This window comes from Psychroserpens damuponensis (assembly GCF_000826655.1).
In the GTDB taxonomy this organism is placed as follows: domain Bacteria; phylum Bacteroidota; class Bacteroidia; order Flavobacteriales; family Flavobacteriaceae; genus Psychroserpens; species Psychroserpens damuponensis.
The window spans coordinates 255,261-276,605 of record NZ_JXJO01000017.1 but is presented as its reverse complement, the minus strand read 5'-3'; the positions used below and the strand labels follow the sequence as shown (position 1 = coordinate 276,605).

At 32.6% G+C, this 21,345-nt stretch carries 23 protein-coding genes; 13 read left to right on the top strand and 10 right to left on the bottom strand.

The features are described from left to right. Positions 1 to 77: 77 nt before the first annotated feature. Entirely contained in the window at positions 78 to 1,382 is a 1,305-nt protein-coding gene (gene tyrS, locus TD29_RS10000) for a tyrosine--tRNA ligase (protein WP_040280422.1), read from the top strand. Between the two features lie 180 nt (positions 1,383 to 1,562). Here tyrS and TD29_RS09995 read toward each other — a convergent pair whose 3' ends face one another. The 3 genes from TD29_RS09995 to TD29_RS17925 form a co-directional block, all read right to left on the bottom strand. Further along, positions 1,563 to 2,012 (bottom strand): YHS domain-containing (seleno)protein, encoded by a 450-nt coding sequence (locus TD29_RS09995; RefSeq protein ID WP_040280421.1) that lies wholly within the window; start codon positions 2,010 to 2,012, stop codon positions 1,563 to 1,565. A 30-nt stretch (positions 2,013 to 2,042) separates the two neighbouring features. Next, positions 2,043 to 3,023, bottom strand: a complete 981-nt coding sequence (locus tag TD29_RS09990) for a LuxE/PaaK family acyltransferase (protein ID WP_040280419.1) — start codon at positions 3,021 to 3,023, stop codon at positions 2,043 to 2,045. A 68-nt stretch (positions 3,024 to 3,091) separates the two neighbouring features. Further along, positions 3,092 to 4,843 (bottom strand): T9SS type A sorting domain-containing protein, encoded by a 1,752-nt coding sequence (locus tag TD29_RS17925; protein WP_052467071.1) that lies wholly within the window; start codon positions 4,841 to 4,843, stop codon positions 3,092 to 3,094. Positions 4,844 to 5,087: 244 nt separating this feature from the next. On the opposite strand from TD29_RS17925, the gene TD29_RS09980 reads away from it, so the two are divergent. Together TD29_RS09980 and TD29_RS09975 are read left to right on the top strand one after the other, a co-directional pair. Beyond that, positions 5,088 to 5,771 (top strand): response regulator transcription factor, encoded by a 684-nt coding sequence (locus TD29_RS09980; RefSeq protein ID WP_040280418.1) that lies wholly within the window; start codon positions 5,088 to 5,090, stop codon positions 5,769 to 5,771. An 11-nt stretch (positions 5,772 to 5,782) separates the two neighbouring features. Next, positions 5,783 to 6,826, top strand: a complete 1,044-nt coding sequence (locus tag TD29_RS09975) for a sensor histidine kinase (RefSeq protein ID WP_040280416.1) — start codon at positions 5,783 to 5,785, stop codon at positions 6,824 to 6,826. On the opposite strand, the gene TD29_RS09970 is transcribed toward TD29_RS09975, so the two are convergent. Further along, positions 6,809 to 7,867, bottom strand: a complete 1,059-nt coding sequence (locus TD29_RS09970; protein WP_040280415.1) for a glycosyltransferase — start codon at positions 7,865 to 7,867, stop codon at positions 6,809 to 6,811. The two genes, TD29_RS09975 and TD29_RS09970, sit on opposite strands and share 18 nt — an antisense overlap. 150 nt (positions 7,868 to 8,017) lie before the next feature. Between TD29_RS09970 and trmB the strand changes: the two genes are divergently transcribed. The 7 genes from trmB to TD29_RS09935 all read left to right on the top strand — a co-directional run bounded on the left by trmB (position 8,018) and on the right by TD29_RS09935 (position 13,036). Next, positions 8,018 to 8,692, top strand: coding sequence for a tRNA (guanosine(46)-N7)-methyltransferase TrmB (gene trmB, locus TD29_RS09965; protein ID WP_040280414.1), 675 nt, complete (start codon positions 8,018 to 8,020; stop codon positions 8,690 to 8,692). 1 nt (position 8,693) lies between these two features. Further along, entirely contained in the window at positions 8,694 to 9,329 is a 636-nt protein-coding gene (locus tag TD29_RS09960) for a LysE family translocator (protein ID WP_040280412.1), read from the top strand. After that, positions 9,326 to 9,655 (top strand): MGMT family protein, encoded by a 330-nt coding sequence (locus TD29_RS09955; protein ID WP_040280410.1) that lies wholly within the window; start codon positions 9,326 to 9,328, stop codon positions 9,653 to 9,655. Before TD29_RS09960 ends, TD29_RS09955 begins: the two co-directional genes overlap by 4 nt. A 289-nt stretch (positions 9,656 to 9,944) precedes the next feature. Further along, positions 9,945 to 11,081: an Mrp/NBP35 family ATP-binding protein gene (locus TD29_RS09950; RefSeq protein WP_040280409.1), complete on the top strand. Its 1,137-nt coding sequence runs from the start codon at positions 9,945 to 9,947 to the stop codon at positions 11,079 to 11,081. 3 nt (positions 11,082 to 11,084) lie between these two features. Further along, positions 11,085 to 11,327, top strand: a complete 243-nt coding sequence (locus TD29_RS09945; protein ID WP_040280408.1) for a NifU family protein — start codon at positions 11,085 to 11,087, stop codon at positions 11,325 to 11,327. Positions 11,328 to 11,556: 229 nt separating this feature from the next. Next, entirely contained in the window at positions 11,557 to 12,624 is a 1,068-nt protein-coding gene (locus TD29_RS09940; RefSeq protein ID WP_040280407.1) for an NAD(P)/FAD-dependent oxidoreductase, read from the top strand. Between the two features lie 79 nt (positions 12,625 to 12,703). Further along, positions 12,704 to 13,036, top strand: coding sequence for a 2Fe-2S iron-sulfur cluster-binding family protein (locus tag TD29_RS09935; protein WP_040280406.1), 333 nt, complete (start codon positions 12,704 to 12,706; stop codon positions 13,034 to 13,036). 94 nt (positions 13,037 to 13,130) lie between these two features. Here the strand turns inward: TD29_RS09935 and TD29_RS09930 are convergent, their stop codons facing one another. Beyond that, complete coding sequence (locus tag TD29_RS09930; RefSeq protein WP_040280405.1) at positions 13,131 to 14,030, bottom strand: metallophosphoesterase family protein; 900 nt, start codon at positions 14,028 to 14,030, stop codon at positions 13,131 to 13,133. A gap of 125 nt (positions 14,031 to 14,155) precedes the next feature. Here TD29_RS09930 and TD29_RS09925 point away from each other — a divergent pair, with 125 nt between their 5' ends. Next, complete coding sequence (locus TD29_RS09925; RefSeq protein WP_161792618.1) at positions 14,156 to 15,574, top strand: T9SS type A sorting domain-containing protein; 1,419 nt, start codon at positions 14,156 to 14,158, stop codon at positions 15,572 to 15,574. Between the two features lie 96 nt (positions 15,575 to 15,670). Here TD29_RS09925 and TD29_RS09920 read toward each other — a convergent pair whose 3' ends face one another. The 5 genes from TD29_RS09920 to TD29_RS09900 form a co-directional block, all read right to left on the bottom strand. Further along, a complete protein-coding gene (locus TD29_RS09920) occupies positions 15,671 to 16,456 on the bottom strand; it encodes a DUF3050 domain-containing protein (RefSeq protein WP_040280403.1) in 786 nt (261 codons plus the stop codon). Positions 16,457 to 16,536: 80 nt separating this feature from the next. Continuing rightward, positions 16,537 to 17,715 carry an acyl-CoA dehydrogenase family protein gene (locus tag TD29_RS09915; protein ID WP_040280401.1) on the bottom strand — a complete coding sequence of 393 codons (1,179 nt, stop codon included), beginning with the start codon at positions 17,713 to 17,715 and terminating at the stop codon, positions 16,537 to 16,539. Positions 17,716 to 17,821: 106 nt separating this feature from the next. Further along, positions 17,822 to 18,535: a tRNA1(Val) (adenine(37)-N6)-methyltransferase gene (locus tag TD29_RS09910; protein ID WP_040280399.1), complete on the bottom strand. Its 714-nt coding sequence runs from the start codon at positions 18,533 to 18,535 to the stop codon at positions 17,822 to 17,824. 90 nt (positions 18,536 to 18,625) lie between these two features. Further along, on the bottom strand, positions 18,626 to 19,156 hold the full coding sequence (rimM, locus tag TD29_RS09905) for a ribosome maturation factor RimM (RefSeq protein ID WP_040280397.1): 531 nt from the start codon (positions 19,154 to 19,156) through the stop codon (positions 18,626 to 18,628). 145 nt (positions 19,157 to 19,301) lie between these two features. Beyond that, the gene (locus tag TD29_RS09900) at positions 19,302 to 19,799 is read right to left on the bottom strand and encodes a 30S ribosomal protein S16 (protein ID WP_040280396.1); all 498 of its coding nucleotides are present in this window, start codon (positions 19,797 to 19,799) and stop codon (positions 19,302 to 19,304) included. Positions 19,800 to 19,975: 176 nt separating this feature from the next. On the opposite strand from TD29_RS09900, the gene TD29_RS09895 reads away from it, so the two are divergent. Both TD29_RS09895 and TD29_RS09890 read left to right on the top strand, forming a co-directional pair. Beyond that, a complete protein-coding gene (locus tag TD29_RS09895; protein ID WP_040280394.1) occupies positions 19,976 to 20,665 on the top strand; it encodes a DUF6252 family protein in 690 nt (229 codons plus the stop codon). A gap of 190 nt (positions 20,666 to 20,855) precedes the next feature. Then, entirely contained in the window at positions 20,856 to 21,305 is a 450-nt protein-coding gene (locus TD29_RS09890; RefSeq protein ID WP_040280393.1) for a ferritin-like domain-containing protein, read from the top strand. Positions 21,306 to 21,345 lie beyond the last annotated feature (40 nt).

Sequence of the window (21,345 nt, the reverse complement as noted above, 5' to 3'; positions counted from 1 at the left end):
AGTCTTTTTTGAGAATAGCTTTTCTCTTTTAATTGATAAACATATCTTTGTTGCACTTAAGAATAATACAAAAACCAATGAACTATAACTTAGTAGAAGAATTAACGTGGCGAGGAATGTTACATGATATCATGCCTGGAACAGAAGAGCAATTACAAAAGGAAATGACCACAGCTTATATTGGTTTTGATCCAACATCAGATTCGTTGCATATAGGAAGTTTGGTGCCTATTATTTTATTAATGCATTTAGAGAAATCTGGTCACAAACCCATTGCCTTAGTTGGTGGTGCAACAGGTATGATTGGAGATCCTTCAGGTAAAAGTGATGAGCGTAATTTATTAGATGAAGCCACTTTAAACAAAAATGTTGAAGGCATAAAAAGTACGTTAAGTCGATTTTTAAATTTTTCTTCGGAAGAAAATAATGCTCCAGTACTCGTAAATAATTATGATTGGATGAAAGAGTTTTCATTTATAGAATTTGCGCGTGATGTAGGTAAGCGAATTACGGTTAATTATATGATGGCTAAAGACTCTGTAAAAAAACGTCTTTCTGGTGAAGAAGGAAATGTAGGGATGTCATTTACCGAGTTTACTTACCAACTTATTCAAGGTTATGATTTTCATCATTTATACAAATCTCACAATTGCTTATTACAAATGGGAGGAAGCGATCAATGGGGAAATATCACCACAGGAACAGAATTGGTAAGGCGAATGAATGTTGGCCAAGAGGCTAAAGCTTACGCAATGACTTGTCCGTTAATCACAAAAGCAGATGGTTCTAAATTTGGTAAAAGTGAAGGCGGTAATGTTTGGTTGGATGCAGATAAAACCTCAGTGTATAAATTTTACCAATTTTGGTTAAACACAAGTGATGAAGACGCCGAAAAGTATATAAAGATTTTTACATTTTTAGATAAAAAAACAATAGAAACGCTAACTGCCGAGCATAAAGAAATGCCACATGCACGACTCTTACAAAAACGATTGGCAGAAGAAGTAACCACTCTAGTGCATTCAAAAGAAGAATTTGAAAATGCGTTAAAAGCCTCAAATATTTTATTTAGTAAAAGCTTTAAAGCAGATATTAAAACACTAGACGAAAAAACCTTTCTAGATGTATTTGAAGGTGTACCGCAAGCAGAAATATCTAAAGAAGAACTCTCTCAACTTAATATGATTGGAGCTTTAGCAGCACAAACAAACTTCTTAGCTTCTAATAGCGATGCACGTCGTGCATTAAAAGAAAATGCAGTGTCTGTCAATAAAGAAAAAGTAAAAGAAGATTATCAACTCTCTGAAGATGACTTAATTAATAACAAGTACATCATTTTAAATAAAGGGAAAAAGAACACCTATATTATTAAAGTGTCTTAAATTAAAGGTTGTTGCGGTTCAATTGTAACTATCTCGTCATTTTGAACTTGTTTTAGTATGACGCACAAGAAAATACAGTTAGCTTAAATAGAAAAACGTCCCGTAAATTACGGGACGTTTAACAATTAACCAATCAACTATTTATTAGAAGCTAATCTTTCTTTTTCATAGAACTCTAAACTATTTTAGATTCATAGCTTCCCAGTTTTTGTCGGCTTTAATTTGTAAACCTTTCACATTATTTTCTCGCCACGTTTTTAAAGTGTTATTTCCCCAAGAATTATAGAACAAATAGAGCTTTTCATCTCTGATTTCGAACGTTTTAGGGTTAATGTCAACTTTTTTAGATTTTTCTGCAATAGCATAAGCACAATAGCCTCCATATTGCGGAATGTATTTCTCTGGATTACTACTAAATGTCTTCAAATTATCTTCCGAAGAAAACTTATACTTAACGCCATAATGCATGGTTGTAAATTCGGTTTCTCCTTCAATAGCTTGATTGTCAAAGTAAGCAACAACATCATAGCCTTTGGCTATATAGCCTTTTTGTGTATTATAATCTACGTTTTGTGCGGTTGTGATTAACATTCCGAAGAAAAAAATCACACTTAATAGTCTTGTTTTCATACGTTGGTAGTCGATAAAAAAAGTAGATAATTACAAGGCCATCAAATTACAGCCTCTAATATCACTAGAATCAAACCTACCAATAATTTCAAATGTGTGATCGTTGTGCACACGACCTAGATCTTGTGTTGCAATAAAAGAGCAAGAATTAATATTGGCTAAATCTATAACGTTTATTCCACCCGTTTTTTGAGTGGTATGAATGGTAAGCGCATCTTCAGGGTCACGCGTTAGAATTCGCATCCAATTTGGGCATTCAAAAATGCCATCACCTAGAGAATAAGCCTGGCTTAAGAGTTCTGTCATGCCATATTCGCTATGAATTTTTGAAACCCCAAAACCCGATTTTAAAATCGAATGTAACTCTTCTCTTATAAGTTCTTTTCTGCGACCTTTCATTCCACCAGTTTCCATAACGATGGTGTTTTTAAGATTGAATTGATACCGTTCTACCAAATCTAAAAGCGCAAAAGATACACCAATGAGTAGCACTTTTTTTCCCTCGGAAGCTAAAGCACACAACTTAGTTTTTAGAGCTTCGAGATCGTTGAGATAAAATCCGCTATCAGGTTGTTCAGATTGTTGGATCATATCATTAACCATATAAATTAATGAAGAGCCTTTACGCTCTAAATAATTTGGTAATAATGCGAGAATGGTATAATCTTTAATGTTTCCGTAGATATTATGAAAGCCTTTTCTAAAACTCTGCTCGTAAATACTTATGTCTGTAACATAATGCTTGCTCGTAATAGAACCGGTTGTTCCACTACTAGAAAACGTATCTTGAATGTCTTTACTTGAACTAAGTACGTGATGACTTTTAAAGAATTGAATGGGTAAAAAAGGGATTTCCTCAACTCGTTTTACATCACTTGGGTGTTTATATAATAAATCACAAAACGAGCGATACACAGGATTGTTTTCAAACTGAAATTTGAAAACTTCTAAAGCCATAGTGTTAAATTCATGTCTTGAAGACATTGAAAAAATAGCATTGGTGTGTATCATAAGTACAAAAATAAAAAAAAGCGCTGTCAAAAATGACAACGCTTTTTAATACTTTATGTAAAAAAGGATTACTTGATTACTAATTTTTTAGTAACCGAAGCACCGTTTTGAGAAATCTTTACGATATAAAGACCTGTATTTAAAGCAGACACATCAACACGGTTGTTTGATAATGTTTGGTTGATAACTTGCTTTCCTAAAATATCATAAACTGATACAGAAATAGCGTTATCATTTGTAGCCAAGATATTTACATATCCTGTAGATGTTGGGTTTGGATACATTGAGAATGTATTGTTTTCGACATCTTCAACAGATAATGACGATCCTGCAACATCTGTTACATATCTTGGTAATACTTGGTATAAACCATTAAATTCACTACCTAAACCAATTACAGAAGACATGGTTGTTGGGATACTTGCTCCAACTAAATTTTCATCTCCAAAAGTAACTCTCATTTCTGTCGCATCAGCTCCAGCAGTAATAACGTAATTTGTGTTGTCTTCAAAAGCACCTGTATCTGAGAATGTTACTCCTGTAATTCTAATTAACTCACTTTCGTAAGATTCACCAGCTGCTAAATATTGAGTAACAGTTACATCTTCTGGAGTAATTGTTGTTCCTGTAGATGAAGGTCCTGTAATATCTGCAACAGGTACAAATTGTAATACACCGTTAAATTCTCCTAATTGACCTTCTAAACCAGTAAGACCGTCACCAATATTTAATGTAGGAGTTAATGTTCCTGGCGCATCGTCAATTAAAATACCACCAGTTGCATCTTGTATGTATCTTTGGTTTCTTCCGTTATCTGTTACATTGTATGTAATGATAGCTTCTCCTGATAATAAGTAAACTTGACCAACAGTACCAGCTCTTAACTCAGCTACTGTTGCAACAGTGCTTGAAGATAATACGCTAAAAGAAATCATGTCAGAATCAATTGCACCACCATCAACAAGTTCTACAGTGACATCATAAGTTTGACCATCTGCTGTTACAATGTTAAATGGGCTAGTTACTCCATTAGTAGTTGTACCATTTACTGTAATATTTACAGTTTCACCACCTGCTAAATTTGTAGTTTCAAATGTAACGTCAACAGATGTTGTACCTGGAGCTAATTCTGCACCGTTAGAAGGAGATGTAATAGCAACACTAGGTGATGCAACAAAACCATTTACAACTCTAATGTTATCAAAAGCGATATCTTCATCACCAGAGTTTAAACTCATTTCAATTGTAAAAGTAATAGACGTGTTTCCTGAAAGCGCAATGTTACGAGCGTACTCAGTAAAAGTAGATGTAATTTCTGCACCATCACCAACACCATCAAAATCGGTATCAATTTTTGGTGTAAAGTTAGTTCCTGAAGCTTCACTTCTAATCCAGATTAAATTTTGTTCTGCTCCACCATCTAAAGAATAAGTAATGTTTACAAAGTCTGCATCATCCCAATCTTGGTTAGTTCCATCATCATCTTCAGCAAGTAAAATTGCAAAATCAACATCAGATAAACCGGTAACATCAATTGCAATTGTAGATAAAGAAACAGGTAATGCAGCTCCTTCTCCATCTATATCTTGTGCAGCGAATGTAAAAAGACCATCAACACCATTAACTTCGTAAAAAGATCCAATATCACTACCATCTGTTCTTAAAAAGAAATCTCCAGCACCATCACTAAACTCAGCAATTGAGGTTGTGTAGTTTGTTCCATTTGTGTCTGTTTCAAAACTTTCTTGGTATAACGTCGTTTGTGCAAACGAAGAAAAACCAATTAAGGCAGTTAAACATAAAAAGTAAAGTTTTTTCATAATTATTTTGTTTTAAAATGTTTTAAAAATTAACCAAACAAATATAGGTAGAATTTAGAGTTTAAACGAATAATTTTTGAGCTATATAGCTATTTAACAATAGTATAACATTGGCTCTAAAAAGTACTAATAATCAATTTGATAGCAAATAACTAAGTTAATTTAACGTTATCAATTTAAACACTCTATCAAATTTTTGTTATTAATATTATCTTTACCACACAAAGGTTTTCAATATATAAAAATGAAAAAAAAAGATATAAAAATATTATTAGTTGATGACGAACCAGATATTTTAGAAATAGTTGGCTATAATTTATCTAATGAAGGTTATCAAGTTATAACTGCCGAAAACGGTGTTCAAGGTGTTAAAAAAGCTAAGAAAGAAAAACCACAACTCATTATCTTAGATGTAATGATGCCAGAAATGGACGGCATTGAAGCCTGTGAGCAAATTAGAAAAATACCAGATTTAAGCAACACTATTGTAACATTTCTTACAGCTAGAGGTGAAGACTATTCCCAAATGGCTGGTTTTGATGCTGGAGCAGATGACTATATTACAAAACCAATTAAACCAAAAGTTTTAGTAAGTAAAGTTAAAGCGCTTTTAAGACGTTTAAAAGAAGATGAAAAAGCCGATGACATTATAAAAATTGGAAACCTAACTATTAATAGGGAAGAATATAAAATTATAATTAAAGGAGAAGAGCTTATATTACCTAGAAAAGAGTTTGAATTATTATCTTTACTTGCTACAAAGCCAAATAAGGTGTTTAAACGAGAAGAAATACTAGACAGAGTTTGGGGAAATGAAGTTATTGTTGGTGGACGTACAATAGATGTTCACATTAGAAAACTTCGAGAAAAAATAGGAGACAAAAAGTTTAAAACCATTAAAGGTGTTGGATATAAGTTTGTAGATTAAACAATTTGCTAATGCAAAATAAATTAAAAAAAACATACAAGTTTGCCTTTAAAACATCCTTGTATATTACGATTTTTTTGACGCTCTTATCGAGTGTCTTTTTGTATGTGTTGCATTCTATTGATATTGTATATCTGGTTTCATTTGCAATATTAACTTATGTGCTTTCATTTATAATTATTCAATATCGAGTAGAGCGTTTTATATATAGAAGAGTGAAAAAAATCTATGACGATTTAACACTCTTAGAATCTGCTTCTTTACGTAAACAGCCTATCACAACAGATATGGCCACACTTACACAAGAAATAGATAAATATGCTAAAGACAAAAAACTCGAAATAGAAACGCTCATCGTAAGAGAAGAATATCGTAAAGAGTTTTTAGGTAATGTATCTCACGAATTAAAAACACCATTATTTACAGTTCAAGGCTATTTAGAAACCTTACTTGATGGTGCCATTCATGATGAAAACGTAAGCGAAAAATACTTAAATAGAGCCAATAAAGGTTTAGAACGTCTTATTTATATCGTTAATGATTTGGATATGATTACCAAATTAGAAGTAGGCGATTTACAACTTAATATTGCAGAGTTTGATATTGTCGAACTCGTTGAGAGTGTCTTTGATTTGCTAGAAATGAAAGCTGCTAAGAAAAAAATCTCTTTAATTTTTGATATTGACTATAACGAACCTATAATGGTTTGGGCAGATAAAGAACGAATTCAACAAGTGTTATCTAACCTTATCGTTAATTCTATTAAATATGGAGAAGATAAAGGAACAACTGAAGTAAGTATTGAAAATCTTATAAAAAATAAAGTGATTGTAAGAGTGACAGATAATGGTGAGGGTATATCTAAAGCTAATATTCCACGTTTGTTTGAGCGATTCTTTCGTGTTGATAAAAGCGGTAACCGTAAAGTTGGTGGTTCTGGCCTTGGCTTATCTATTGTAAAACATATTATAGAAGCTCACGATGAAAAAATATATATAGAAAGCGAATTAGGCGTAGGAAGTGAGTTTTCATTTACGTTAGAAAAGACTAAATAATCTATTATAATTTACTTCATAATCCATGGCGCTTAACCCTTTATAATTAGATACGTCATTTAATTTTTCTATACTAAACTCATCTTGTTCACAGCAAGGAGCAAAACCTAAAGCTGTTAAACGATTTGCCAAATATTCCTGTTCATATTGGCCAGGAGTTGGTACAAAAAATGCATTTTTACTCAGCTTCGTTAAATCCATTAATGTGGTATAACCAGATCTAGAAACCACCATAGCACTTTCATTTATGGTAGTTTCTAATTCCGAACTCTTCATGTAATTGTAAATGACCATATTATTTTCTTCGGAAATGTGCTGCTCATTCTCAATAATGCCTTTTACAAATACAACTTTGCCGTTAAAACTTTTAAATGCTTTTAATAACTTTTTTTCAAAAAGTGAACGTTGAGGTTCTGGTCCAGAGAGTAAAACCATAACGTCATTTTTAATAGGAAGCTCTTTTTTAGAAAACCGACTCAAAGGCCCAATGTATTTTATAGGTATATCGTAAATTGAGGTATGACCTAATTTACCACTAAGATTTATATCACCTAGATTATCTGGTACCCAACACTCATTAAATTGCTTAATTATTTTTTGATGTAATTTAGTACTTAGCCAAGTAGTGTTTCCACTTAACACCTGAAGTTGATGCGTTATGAACACACATGGTAAGTCTTTATAATGAACACCTAAGCGGTTGTCAGAAATAATACCATCAATTTGATACGCTTTAACAATTGAAGCAATAGCTTTTTTTTCAGCCTTTATAGCCTTAGCCATTTTAGGAGAACTTTTTAGCATTTTTAGTTTAAAATGCTTACCTTTTTTTGGATAAGTTATATCGTATGATGGCAATTCTAAGCACGTTAACTCAGGAAATTCTTGCTTTAATAAAGCCAAAGCAATTCCGTCACTAGCAATAATTGGGTTAAAATTATGGTTAATTAAAGCTTTAATAATTGGGATACATCGTGTCGCATGACCCAAACCCCAATTTAATGGAGCAATGAGTATTCGTTTATGTTGCTGACCTTGCATATGCTGAAAACGTGTTTAAGCTTAACTGTTTTAGATTATAACTCTCACAATTTTAATGCGTCTATTTGTGAAAATAAAGTTAAAGCTAAAAATCTTTCCTTAATTTTACGACTTCATAATTAAAAAATAACAAATTGTTAAAATAAAGTAGTGGGAAGTAAAAATAAACTCAAAAGATTTAAAGAAAATGAAACATTTGATAATGTGTTTCAGCCAACTAGAGAAGAATTAGTAGATGCACAATACAAATTTAAGGGCAATTGGAAATCTTCCGTTTTTAAAAACGATAATCCGTTAGTTTTAGAATTAGGTTGTGGTCGTGGTGAATACTCAGTAGAGTTGGCACGCAAATTTCCGAAGAAAAACTTTATAGGCATAGATATCAAAGGCGCACGTTTTTGGAGAGGAGCCAAAACAGCAATAGAAGAAAATTTACCTAACGTCGCTTTTATACGTACTCAAATTGAATTAGTTGATGTTGTATTTGCAGAGCACGAAGTTGATGAAATTTGGATTACCTTCCCAGATCCTCAAATAAAATATAAGCGTACCAAGCATAGAATGACAAACTCTCAATTTTTAAAACGCTATAAAACCATTTTAAAACCAGAAGGTTTTGTAAATTTAAAAACCGATAGCGAGTTTATGCATGGGTATACTCTAGGTCTTTTACAAGGAGAAGGTCATGAGATTTTATATGCCAACCACAATGTGTACAAGCAAGAAGGTAGCCCAAAAGAGGTAACGAGTATTCAAACCTACTATGAATCTCAATATTTAGAACAAAACAAACCAATTACGTATATTAGGTTTAAAATAAAATAATTTGAGTACCACTGTTATTTTTTTTTTAGGATTAGTTATTGCACTCGTAGGTGTGATTCCTCCTGGCTTACTTAATATGACAGCTGCAAAAATTAGCTTGAAAGAAGGTCATAACCGCGGCTTTGTATTTTCTATAGGTGTTTGTTTAATTGTTTTTTTACAAACATATATTGCTGCCATGTTTGCACGATATTTAAGTAACCATCCACAAACTGTAGAAGTGTTAAGAGGTGTTGCTTTTGTGATTTTTGTGTTGCTAGCTATTTATTTTATTTTTCTAAGTAAGCCAAATCCTAAGCCAAATATTGAGCCTCATGCTAAAAGTAAAAAAAGTAGGTTTTTTCAAGGTCTATTTTTATCTGCAATAAATGTATTTCCAATTCCGTATCAAGCTTATATGACCATCACAATTGCTGGTTTTGGTTGGTTTGCGTTTGATGCAATGAGCATTATTACGTATTGCTCTGGAGCTGTAACTGGCACCTTTGTAATGTTGTATGTTTATATTTTCTTTTTTGATAAAATCAGTAATAAAAAAATGACATCTCAAAAAAACATGAACTATATTATAGGAGCAATAACCGCAATTGTAGCCTTAATTACTCTTATAAATATTTTAATCGATCAATTAAAATGAAGCCAGAAACTCTAAATTTTTTTGATCGCGTGTATGAGGTTGCTAAGTTGATTCCCTACGGAAAAGTAACTAGCTACGGTTCTATAGCTAATTATTTAGGAGCTAAGCGTAGTGCTAGAATGGTAGGATATGCCATGAACGGCTCTCACGGAAAAGATGTACCTGCACATCGTGTCGTCAATAGAAAAGGATTACTCACAGGAAAGCATCATTTTGATGGCACCAATCTTATGCAACAGCTTTTAGAAAGTGAAGGCATTGTAGTTATAGACAATCAAATCCAAGACTTAGAGTCGGTGTTTTGGGATCCAATGACAGCGTTGTAAGTCTTTATGATGAACTCGTATATAGAGCAAAGTTTATCTAAAATTCTATATCTCATTTTGTTTTATCCTAGTATTTCCCAATTATTTAAAAATTAGGAAATATTAGTCAATCCATAGTGCCATAATCAATACAAATCCACCCATAATAAATTGCAATCACAACACTTTAAACTTCAACCTTTATTAAGTATCTTTGCATTTAGAATAAATCTATATAAGAATAGACCTCATAATTGATTACAATCGAAATCTATTCTAGTTTAAGACTATTTTCTATTAAATTAAACTTATGAAACTTAACAAACAAGATATACTTAAAGCATTAGAAACCATTTCTGCTCCTGGCGAAGGACAAAATATGGTTGAGAGTGGAGCAGTAACCAATGTTGTAACATTTGCAGATGAGGTTATTGTTGATATAACTATTACAAACCCGAGTTTACAAGCCAAGAAAAAAACCGAAGTTGAAATCATGCAAACCATTCATAAATTGGTGTATGAAAAAGCTAAAATTAAGGTCAATGTAAAAGTAGATGCTCCGGCTAAATCTGCACCAAATGTCATTAAAGGAAAAAATATTCCTGGTATTAAAAATATAATTGCTGTAGCCTCAGGAAAAGGAGGAGTTGGTAAATCAACAGTGACTGCAAATCTTGCAGTGACTTTAGCAAAAATGGGATTTAAAGTAGGTGTGTTAGATGCCGATATTTATGGTCCATCAATGCCAATAATGTTTGATGTAGAACTAGAAAGACCTTTAGCCGTAAATATTGAAGGGAAATCTAAAATGCGTCCTGTAGAAAATTATGGAGTTAAAATGTTATCCATAGGCTTTTTTACAAAACCAGACCAAGCTGTTGTTTGGCGAGGTCCAATGGCAGCAAAAGCATTAAACCAAATGATTTTTGATGCACATTGGGGAGAATTAGATTTTATGCTCATAGATTTACCTCCAGGAACAGGAGATATTCATTTAAGTATTATGCAATCCCTTCCAATCACAGGATCGGTTGTTGTAAGTACACCTCAAAATGTAGCTTTAGCTGATGCTAAAAAAGGAGTAGCAATGTTTCAACAAGACAGCATTAAAGTACCAGTTTTGGGGATTATAGAAAATATGGCTTATTTTACACCAGAGGAGCTTCCAGACAATAAATACTATATCTTTGGGAAACAAGGGGCTAAAAATCTTGCAGAAGATTTAGGTGTCCGTTTCTTAGGTGAATTACCTTTAGTACAAAGCATAAGAGAAGCAGGTGATGTTGGTAGACCAGCAGCACTACAAACTGCTACAGAATTAGAAAAAGCATTTGAGATCTTAACTCAAAATGTAGTTGAAGAGGTCGTTAAGCGTAATGAAAATTTACCGGCAACCGAAGCAATTAAAATAACGACTATGGCTGGATGTTCAGCAGTAAAGAAATAATATATGAGTACAGAAGACCTTAGACTGAATGTCGAAAAAGCATTAGACGAAATTCGTCCGTTTTTGCAAAGTGATGGTGGTGATATTTCATTACTATCTATCGAAGATGATAAACTTGTGAAAGTACAATTATTAGGTGCCTGTGTTGGGTGTAGCGTTAATCAAATGACACTAAAATCTGGTGTAGAAATGACGATTAAAAAATATGCACCTCAAATTGAACAAGTTATTAATATTGAAGCTTAGTTGGGCGTGACCACAAGGGTCAGGCTTTCACTACTCGCTCTCTAAGAGGAGCTCAAACAGGCCATTCAATCCTTCACGCGAACTGATAAATATCATAAAATTTTGTAAACGTGTTATCTAATTTTGTGATTAATTAAAATAAAAAGAATACAACCTACAACGTTTAATAACCCGAAGTTTTGGGAGTAGGTTTTAATATAAAGAGATACTCACTGTCGTGGGCATTATTATGATTACAACAGATATACTTATAATTGGAGCAGGACCAACAGGATTGTTTACTGTTTTTGAAGCAGGTTTATTGAAATTAAAATGTCATTTAATTGATGCTTTACCGCAAGCTGGCGGACAATGTTCGGAAATATACCCTAAAAAACCTATCTACGATATTCCTGCCTATCCAGAAATTTTAGCTGGCGATTTAACCCATAAACTGTTAGAACAATGCAAACAGTTTGAACCAGGATTTACACTTGGAGAACGTGCAGAAACTATAGATAAACAAGAAGACGGATCATTTATTGTGACCACGAATAAAGGAACAAAACATCATGCTCCTGTGGTTGCGATCGCTGGTGGTCTAGGGAGTTTTGAGCCTCGTAAACCTTTAATTGATAATATAGCATCGTTTGAAGATAAAGGTGTAGAATACATCATTAAAGATCCCGAAATCTATAGAGATAAAAAAGTAGTTATCGCTGGAGGAGGAGATTCTGCCTTAGATTGGAGTATTTTTCTAAGTGATGTTGCTAGTGAAGTGACCTTAATTCATAGACGTAGTGAATTTCGTGGACATCTTGATTCCGTAGAAAAAGTACAAGAGTTAAAAAATCAAGGTAAAATTAAATTAATTACACCAGCAGAGGTGATTAATGTAGTAGGTCATCATAAAGTAGATGCGGTAGTTGTTAAGGAAACTAGTGATAAACATATTCATAAAGAATATGAAATAGTCTGTGACCATTTTATTCCACTTTTTGGACTCTCACCAAAATTAGGACCCATTGCAAATTGGGGACTAGAAATAGAAAAAAATGCCATCGTAGTTAATAATGCCTTAGATTATCAAACAAACATTCCTGGAATTTATGCCATTGGAGATGTCAATACATATCCTGGGAAATTAAAATTAATTCTCTGCGGTTTCCATGAAGCAACATTAATGTGCCAATCTGCGTATCAAATTATAAACCCAGGAAAACGTTATGTATTGAAATATACAACTGTTGCTGGAATTGATGGATTTGATGGTACACGTAAAGAAGCACCAAAAGCGGTTGTTAAAAAGATAGATTAAGTTAACTTACAGGCTTTTAAAACCTTGTAGGTGTTAGTTACAATAAACTAAAAGCGTCCCATTTTCATGGGAACTAATGATGGAACAAGATATAAACATAAAAATCACAGATAGAGAAGGCGTTATTCACGAGATTTTAGCACCAACTGATATGGCCATGAATCTCATGGAAGTAGTACGTTCGTATGAAATTGCTCCTGAAGGAACCATTGGTATTTGTGGTGGAATGGCAATGTGTGCTTCTTGTCAATGTTATGTGCTAAGTGATACCAAATTACCAGAAATGCAAGACGATGAAGAGGCGATGCTTAGTGAGGCATTTGACGTTAAAGATAATTCGCGTTTAGGATGTCAAATTCAAATGACACCAGACATGGAAGGCTTGGAGGTTGAACTCGCTCCCGAATCGTAACATTAATAAAATTGCAATGGTCTTTAAAAGGATGTACCACTAAAGAATTTATCAATGTTTGATACTTCGCATTGCTGTCAATGTGAGATCTAATTCACTCCGTTTTATAATCCAGTAACTTTCTAGGGCCTTCTAATAAAACCCTAACAATTTTTAAGGTGCCATCATCAGTAGTTGCAATTTGCCATTTGATGAGTGATATCTCTCCATTTTCAATTTCAATACCTGTGATACTTCTTGGGTGAACACAACTACCATCATTAAAAAAAGCAATATCTCCAGGTTCTGGAAAACGAGGTCTATGGGTATGACCAACTATGGTAATTAAATTATTGTTTTCAGTGATCCAATTTTTGGTTCGTCGCTCAACTTTAATTAACTCTTTGTAATTTTTTGCCGGACTAGTAGGATCTGCAATTCCCATAACGTTTAGAGGCTTCCATAGAATGCGAACTAGAAATCTGCTCCATTTCCAAAAGTTGTAATTCCACCAATCTGCTTGATGGCCATGGGTTAAAAATAATTCTTGACCAGTTTGAGAATGTTTTAAAATAACACCTTCATGATATTTAATATTACAGAATAAATCAACGTCTTCTCCTAGTTTTTCATCAAAATAAGTTGACAAATGCTTTTCAACATATTTGGGATCACGATACACCATATCATGATTGCCCCAAATCATATGCAATCTATCTTGCTCATGAAATAACTTCATTAGCATATAGACATTTTTATGAGCGTTTAAGATAGACTCAAATGATAAATTTTCCCAAAGCTCATCGCCATCTCCAATTTCAGCATAACTAAAACCTTCAGCATAATAATGTTTGAGTGCATGAAAATAAATGTTACGGTTATTGGCAAAATCATCTGCAAAACTATTATCACCTCTATGGCAATCGCTAAATAAAATATACTTACTGTCATTGTCAAAGTTGACAATATGAGCATTTTGGTAAGCGCGATCTAATCTCTTTTTAGCAGAAAACATAGTCGCAAATTTACATAAAATGTAGGGATTCTTTATTCATGGTTTTAAATGGGATTTTTAATTTAAAATTATTATTTTTATTTAGTCTAAATAAATTATATTTGCTGAAACAAATAATTAATAACATGAAAAAACAAATACTTATAGTAACATTGGTTTTAATAGGCCTTACTACAACAGCGCAAAACATAACAGAAATTAGTCTTGATAATTCCAATATCGACAATGTTATATATGGAGAATCTATATGGTTAGATAGCACTAACGATAATATTTATGAGTTTTTAGTTTCGGGATCTGGTAGTGCCAATGCAGAGTATACTGCGATTGCAAAGTATGAAGAAAACGTATTCTTAGAAGATATTAATAATTCATTATTAGCGCTATCTAATGCATCTGCAGATAAAGCAGATTTTAATAACGACGGCTTTATAGATTTTATTATTACAGGTAGCGATAGTAGTGGCAATGCCATAACTAAATTATATATTAATGATGGTTTTGGCGTTTATAATGATTTTTCAACAATTATTGTTGGAGCCACTTTTGGTAAAATTAGAGCTGTAGATTTAAATAAGGATGATTTAATGGATGTTGTTGTTACAGGTTTAATGGGTAGTGCTTATGGAGCAAAACTTTATTACCAAAATGAATATGGAGAATTTATTGAATCCTCGACGTCTTTAATGGCTAATTATTTTGGTGACATTACACTAATAGATGTAAATAAAGATACATATATGGATGTAATATTAACAGGGTTTGATAGTTCTTATGCTCCAAACACCAAATTATATATAAATACAAACGGAGTTTTATCTGAAGCTTCGATACAAAGTATTGATGCTTATTATTTTACGGGAACTGGTGTGTTAGATGTTGATAACGATGGTGATGATGATATTATTATTAGCGGAACTAATAGTAATTATGTAGGAGAGACTACACTTTATATTAATGAGGATGGCGAGTTCACAAAAGATACAAATTCTACAGCACTCTTTGATCAAGTTTACTTTGGAGATTTAGAAATTGTAGATTTTAATAATGATGGGTTTGATGATATTTTTAGTACTGGTCAAGATGATAATGGATATTATATTTCTAAATTATACCTAAATAATGCTAATGGGAGTTTTACTTATGATGAAGTCAATAGTAGCGTTATTGAAGGTGTAGCGATAAGTTCTGCAGATTGGGAAGATTTTGATAATGATGGTGATAAAGACTTATTATTAATAGGTTTTGGTAATGATGGTAATAATAAAACAAAAGTGTATAGAAATGAAACTACGAGTTTGTCTGTAACTACACTTTCAGAGAAAAATATTACTGTTTATCCTAATCCTACGAATACTGTTTTACATGTAAAAGGTTTAGAAACAACCGGTGAAATTTCAATACAAAATTCATTAGGACAAACAGTTTTAAAAGCAAATGGATTAGATATAATTAACGTAAATACCTTAGAAAGTGGAGTATATATGCTAAGCATTGAAACCGCTTTAAATAGAAAAGAAACAATAAAGTTTATCAAAAATTAAATTTATTGTAATCTATATTGCAAAAATGCTCATCTAATTAGGTGAGCATTTTGTATTAAGTTATACACATAAGGTTAGAGTTGTAACGATCTCTATTTAAATAGTAAACGATTTGCTTTTAATTATTTCGGCTTCAATACTATTCCACAAATTAATTCGTACGGTTAAAGCTTCTTTAGAAATAGCTATTACTTCTTCCCATTTTTGAGCATCTTCACCACAAAGTTCCTCCATCATTTTCATAGCCATTGGACCGTGCTCATCTTCATCTAATTCAATATGTCTTTTAAAGTAATACATCAGTTCATCTAATTTTGTTTCAGGAAAATTAGCTTGCAATTTACTTAAAATCTCGGTAAACATATTAGGTATTAACTCTTCTCTGCCAAAGGTAAAAGCCGCAGCAATTTCATGAGCTTCTTTGTGGTGTATGGTTTTAAAGGTAAAGTTTAAAAAGGCTTTTAAAGCATTGTTTAAATTACTGTTTTCAATGGCATTAATTACATTTTTAGATTCTAAAACATGTAATAAAAAAGTATCTATTTCTGTAGTAGATGTATCGCTTTCTTTCATAGCATCTAAATACATTTCAAAATGACTTTTGCGTTCTCCTTTTAAAGTAATATCGGTTTCTTCAGCTAAAACAATTTCATTTATGAGATAACGAGTTTCTGGATTCCCATTTGGCATCCAAGGCGTGGTAGTGCACGTTAATGTTTGTTGTAACGCTTTTAATAAGGACATAAAATCCCAAACAGCAAAGACGTGTGATTTTAAAAAAACCGATAAATCCTTAGTAGTTGCAATAGTGCCATATAAATTATGGTTTATTAATTGTTGTTTTAAATTTAAAAGTTGAGAGTTAACTTGGTTTATGCTCATTAATTTCCTTTTTGCAAAAATAAAAAATGCGTTTCTACATAGAAACGCATTTTAACACTTTTAGTTTTATTATTCTTTACTTATTTAAAGGCATTTAAACCTGTGACATCTAAACCAGTTATTAGTAAATGAATATCGTGTGTGCCTTCGTATGTTATAACACTTTCTAAATTCATAGAATGGCGCATTATAGAGTATTCTCCACTAATTCCCATGCCACCAAGCATCTGTCTAGCTTCTCTAGCAATATTTATTGCCATCTCTACATTATTACGTTTAGCCATAGAAATTTGAGCAGAGGTTGCAGTACCATTTTCACGCATAACACCTAAACGCCAAGCTAATAATTGTGCTTTGGTGATTTCGGTGATCATTTCAGCTAACTTTTTTTGTTGTAATTGAAATTGACCTATTGGCTTACCAAATTGCATACGTTCTTTACTATAACGTAAAGCAGTATCGTAGCAATCCATAGCTGCTCCAATAGCTCCCCAAGCAATACCAAAACGTGCAGAATCTAGACATCCAAGTGGAGCACCAAGTCCAGATTTGTTAGGTAATAAATTTTCTTTAGGTACTTTAACATTGTCAAATATAAGCTCACCAGTAGCAGAAGCTCTTAATGACCATTTATTATGGGTTTCAGGAGTAGAGAAACCTTCCATGCCACGTTCTACAATAAGTCCGTGAATACGTCCTTCTTCATTTTTTGCCCAAACTACTGCCACTTGGCAAAAAGGTGAATTTGAAATCCACATTTTAGCACCATTTAAAAGATAATGATCTCCCATATCTTTAAAGTTGGTGACCATGCCTCCTGGATTAGAACCATGATCAGGTTCTGTTAAACCAAAAGATCCAATCCATTCTCCAGACGCTAATTTTGGTAAGTATTTTTGGCGTTGTTCTTCATTACCATATTTCCAAATTGGATACATTACTAACGACGATTGTACCGAAGCAGTACTGCGCACTCCAGAGTCTCCTCGTTCAATTTCTTGCATGATTAGTCCGTAAGAAATTTGATCTAATCCAGCACCACCATATTCTTCTGGGATGTAAGGACCAAAGGCTCCAATTTCAGCTAAACCATTAACGATTTGAGTAGGAAATTCTGCATTTTGAGCATACTCTTCAATGATTGGTGAAACATCACGTTTTACCCATTCTCTAGCAGCATCGCGTACTAATTTATGTTCTTCGGTTAGTAATTCATCAAGATTATAATAATCAGGAGCTTCAAATAAATCTGGTTTCATTTGTTGAATTTTATAGATTTTAACGTTCAAATGCTGTCGCTTTTGCTTGAGACATTAGAAGGTATTTTGTTTGGGTAACAAAAATAACGAAAACGTTTTCTTAAAACTACATTTTCAAATAAAAATCCTTCGTCAAATTGATGTAATCTTCTGTGTAGTTGTGTCTGGAAGTTTCTATTATTAATTCTGAAATGTCAACATCTTGCTCTCTAAATGAAAACGTAATTAAACTACGCTTTACCTTAGATGTAAGTGCGCCTTTAATATGGGTTTTTTTCTTCGGAAATAGGCCAACTTGACTCGCTAGAGCTATAAAATTTTCTGCTTCGGAAAAAGGAATAACTACTGAAAATAAACCTGCTTTAGACAGTAAAGTAGCCACACTATCTAATAAATGATTAAATGGCATTGCATCTTGAAATCGTGCGAGATCGCGCTGCGAATTGTCGGTTTTATAATCTTCAGAATAAAATGGCGGATTACAAATAATCAAATCATATTTGTCCTCAATTTCTAGAGCAAACTCTTCTAATGATGCGTGGTAACAAAATAAACGATCATTCCATGGTGATTGTTCAAAATTCTCTACACACTGTTCATAAGCTTTGTCGTCTATTTCAAGTGCTTCTATTACTTGAGCATCACAGCGTTGAGCCAACATTAAAGATAAAATGCCTGTACCTGCTCCAATATCTAATATAGAAAACGGACGATGATCAATAGGAGCCCAAGCTCCTAATAAAACACCATCTGTACCAATTTTCATGGCACATTGATCTTGATGAACTGAAAATTGTTTAAATCTAAATGGTTTGTTCATAATACTAGGTTTTGTCAGTCAGTATAAAGCGAAGATTCTCATTATTAAAATGTAAACTACTTTAGTTATTCCTTCGTTTGAATGACAGGATCATTCTTCCAAATACAAATCTATTAAGCCTTGGGGAGTAGTTACAAAAATCGTTTTATTTTGTTTATCAACTTTAGAAATAAACTCATCATTCATTGGTATTAAAATTTCAATACCATCTCTATCTATTTCAAAAAGCGATTGTGCTGTAGAATCATTAACTGATTTTATGATTCCAACATGACCAAAATTTTTATCTTCTACCTTAAACCCTATGATTTCATGAAAGTAAAATTTATCATCATCTAGCTTAGGTAAAAATTCTAAGGGCAAATACAATTCACATTTCATAAGAGCATCAGCATCGTCTTCTGTATCTACATCTTCAAATTTAACTCTTAATAATTCAGATTTATGTAATTGAGAGGATTCAATAAAAAACGGAATTAGATTATTACGAACTTCTATAAAAACAGAATCCATGTTTTCATACAGAGCAGGTTCATCTGTATCTAATTTTACCAATAATTCACCTTTAAAACTATATTTTTTAACAATTTTTCCAAGGAAAAAGCAGTCTTCTTTTTTCATAATTATAATTACTTTGGTCAGTTTGGATGTGGTCGAGAACTAGTATTAATATCAATGACTTTGATCATTTCTACTACGCTTGATAGTATAAACTAAAAAACTCCGATACAAGGTATCGGAGTTTAAAAGTATAAAAAATAATTTTCTATTCTTCTTCGTTAGAAGCTTCTGCTTCTTCAGCTACTTCTTCTACAACAGGAGCTGCTGCAGCTATTCTAGCTTCATTTACTGCTTTTTCTGCTGCTAATGCATCAGCCTTAGCTTTTGCTTGAGCTTCAGATAAGCTAGCTTCTTTAGATTGTACTTTTCCAGCTTTTTCTTGTAACCAAGCATCAAATTTAGCTTCTGCTTGCTCTTCAGTTAAAGCACCTTTAGAAACACCTCCAGCTAAATGATTTTTTAGCATAGCACCTTTATAAGATAAAATTGCTCTAGCTGTGTCAGTAGGTTGTGCACCATTCTGTAACCATTGTACTGCACCATCAACATTTAATTCTATAGTTGCTGGATTAGTGTTTGGATTGTAAGCACCTAATTTTTCTAAGTATTTACCATCTCTTTTTGCTCGTGCATCTGCTGCAACGATCCAATAATAAGGTTTCCCTTTTTTACCGTGTCTTTGTAATCTAATTTTTACAGGCATATTTTATAATTAATTTGTAAGGTTCGCGACCTCTATTATTAATGAGGCGCAAAGATAATACAATAATTTAATTCTCAACATTTTATTAGTAATTAAGTAATATTGAAAAATTATTATACTTTTGGGAACACTAAAACGTTATATTTTATACCTATTGTATATTGAAAATTGATCACATGAAAAAAATAGCCTTAATTCTTTTCGCCTTAGTAACAATACTTAGCTGTGGTGAAGAGCTACAATTCAATTCTCCTGCTATTCAAGGGAATTATAATGGTAACCTCTGGAAAGCATCGTCTTACGCTGCAGATATAGATTTTGGAGGGTTTTTAGTTCAAGGAACTAATAATATCGAAACCGTACAATTAATTACTAGTAATGATACAGCAGGTGTGTATGAATTAGGAGGTGAAAATCCTAGTATAGCAGTAGTTAGAGATCAAAATGGTGTAGTATATTCAACAGGAAATGATCCTGATCCAGGTTTTTCTTTATATCCTGTAGAAGGACAAATTATTGTAGAAAGTGTTCAAGATACAAATCCTAAAACAATGACAGGTACATTTTGGTTTTATGCGTTTACAGATGATGGTATGCAAACCGTAAATTTTAATGAAGGTGTATTTCATAACGTACCAATTGTTGGAGGTTTAGTTGCCTTAGATAATAGTACGAGCTGTTTGCAAGCGACACAACAAGTTAACATTGCATTAGCTGTATTTAATACGACTGATACTACAATGCCAGAGTATACAGATGCATGTAACGCTTATAAAACAGCTTTAATAGACAAAATTGATGTTTGTGGAGATCCTGATGGAAGTCAACAAGTTATTATTGACGATTTAGGAGATTGTATCCCATAACGCGTAAAACATATCAAGTATTTAAGGCAACCTGTTGAGGTTGCCTTTTTTGTTAAATATTATTAAGTCTTTGTTAAAGATGTTAATTTGTTCGATTTTTCCTACTTTATCTTTTATATTAAATACAGTTGGATGTGAAACAATACGCATCCTAAAATAAAGTATTGAAATTTAAAATGTAAAAGATATAATGAAGTATTCAGAAGAAATTTCAAACAAGTTAAACGAATTACTAGTAAAAAATTATGATGCCGAAAAAGGCTATTTAAATTCAATTGATAATGTTGATAGCGATAGGTTAAAAATGTTTTTTAAACGTCGCGCATCAGAGCGCAGTGAATTTGCTAAAGAATTAAGAACCGAAATCTTACAATACGGTGAAATACCAGAAGATTCAGGAAGTTTTAAAGGTGCTATGCATCGTAATTGGATGTCGTTAAAATCGACCTTCACGTCAAATAATGAAGAGGCAGTATTAGAAGAAGCCATTAGAGGCGAGGAAGCTAGTTTGGAAGAGTATAACGAGCTTATTAAAGAGCGAAATTTACCACCTACAATAGATGCATTATTATTAAAACATAGAAATGCAATTAGATCGGCAATTAATACCGAAAAAGTACATGAAGAATTAGTATCATAATTGATACTAATTTATGTAAGAAAAATCAGCTTTTATAGCT